Source organism: Caldisericota bacterium (assembly GCA_034717215.1).
GTDB lineage: Bacteria > Caldisericota > Caldisericia > Caldisericales > Caldisericaceae > UBA646.
This window is the reverse complement of sequence record JAYELD010000105.1, coordinates 1-1,543: the sequence shown is the minus strand read 5'-3', so window position 1 is coordinate 1,543 and position 1,543 is coordinate 1. Positions and strand designations below refer to the sequence as shown.

At 38.6% G+C, this 1,543-nt stretch carries 3 protein-coding genes; 2 read left to right on the top strand and 1 reads right to left on the bottom strand.

What is annotated here, in order from left to right:
- A partial coding sequence (gene clpX / locus U9Q18_04160; protein ID MEA3313550.1) for an ATP-dependent Clp protease ATP-binding subunit ClpX occupies window positions 1-765 on the top strand: 765 nt, incomplete at its 5' end.
- On the opposite strand, the gene U9Q18_04155 is transcribed toward clpX, so the two are convergent.
- Entirely contained in the window at window positions 759-986 is a 228-nt protein-coding gene (locus U9Q18_04155) for a hypothetical protein (protein MEA3313549.1), read from the bottom strand. The genes clpX and U9Q18_04155 overlap by 7 nt on opposite strands.
- A gap of 63 nt (window positions 987-1,049) precedes the next feature.
- On the opposite strand from U9Q18_04155, the gene U9Q18_04150 reads away from it, so the two are divergent.
- Window positions 1,050-1,543, top strand: a 494-nt coding sequence (locus U9Q18_04150) for a potassium transporter TrkG (GenBank protein ID MEA3313548.1), incomplete at its 3' end; no start/stop codon positions are given.

Here is a 1,543-nt window from a genome sequence, read left to right as displayed (position 1 = left end):
CGTCTTCTCCAGGTCACAGATTATAATGTTGAACTGGCTGAAAAGGGTATCGTATATATTGACGAAATAGATAAAATTGCAAGGAAATCCGAAAATCCTTCCATTACACGAGATGTCTCAGGCGAAGGCGTCCAGCAGGCTCTTCTTAAGATAATTGAAGGCTCTATTGTTAATGTTCCTCCTCAAGGGGGAAGAAAACATCCTGAGCAGGAATTTATACAAATGAACACCAAAGATATCCTCTTTATAGCAGGTGGTACTTTTGAGGGTCTCGAGAGTATAATAAAAAACAGATTACATAGTAATACACTTGGTTTTAATGTTTCCATCCATGAAGAAAACGGGAAAGATTCTGAAAACACCTTAGAAAAGGTGCAACCGCATGATTTGATGCATTACGGACTTATTCCTGAACTGGTGGGCAGGTTGCCTGTGATTGCAACTTTGCACGAGCTTTCGGTTTCTGATCTAACCGATATTCTTATTAAACCAAAGAATGCACTTGCAAAGCAATACAAACAATTATTCGATTGGGATGGGATAAAATTATCATTTACGAGACCTGCTCTCTATGAAATTTCCAGGAGAGCCTCTAAAAAGGAAACTGGTGCAAGGGCTCTAAGGGGGGTTTTGGAAAACCTGATGCTTGACCTTATGTTCTACCTCCCCCAGGAAAAGGGCATCAAAGCTTGTAGAATAACAAAATCGACAATCACAAAAGGGACACCCCCAGAAATTATACGTAAAAAAAAGAAAGCTCAATGAGAGAAGTATCCAGGATCGCAATTAAAGTGGCTTTTTATCTCTTTGAAAATGAATAAGTGGTCTCCATTCAGATCAATCTCCCTTGTATATGTAGGGATAATTTTATTCGGCATACTTCTCCTCCTTCCAATCTCAAGTAAGGGAATTTCATTCATAAATGCTTTATTTACATCTACTTCAGCAGTTTGTGTCACAGGTCTGATTGTAAAGGATACAGCCACTGATTTTACATTTACCGGCAAGGGCTTTATCCTTTTTTGCTACAAATAGGGGGGATGGGTTATATGGCTTTTGCAAGTTTATTTATGACAATCTTTCGCATGAGACCCGATAAGAGACAGAATTTGATCACTCAAGAAGAGTTTGGCTTATTTAGTAGAGATAATACTCTAAGATTCTTGCGAATGGTTGTTTTTGTAACTTTTACATTTGAAATGATAGGTTTTATCCTGTTTTACTCTGGATTTAGAGGAAGTTTTCCACGCGACCAGGCAATCGCTCATGCTATTTTTCACTCAGTATCTGCTTTTTGCAATGCAGGTTTTAGTTCCTTTTCTACCAACCTTACTAAATTTGCCGATAATCCATTTATTACCTTGACCGCCCCCTTCCTATTTATATGCGGAGGTCTTGGATTTATAGTGCTCCGGGATATTTCCGCTCGTTTTAGAGGTGAAAGGAGATATCTATCGGAGCATTCAAAAATTGTTCTATCAACTACCCTTTCCCTTATAATTTTTGGGACAATCGTAGTCTATCTCCTTGAATACGGCAATGC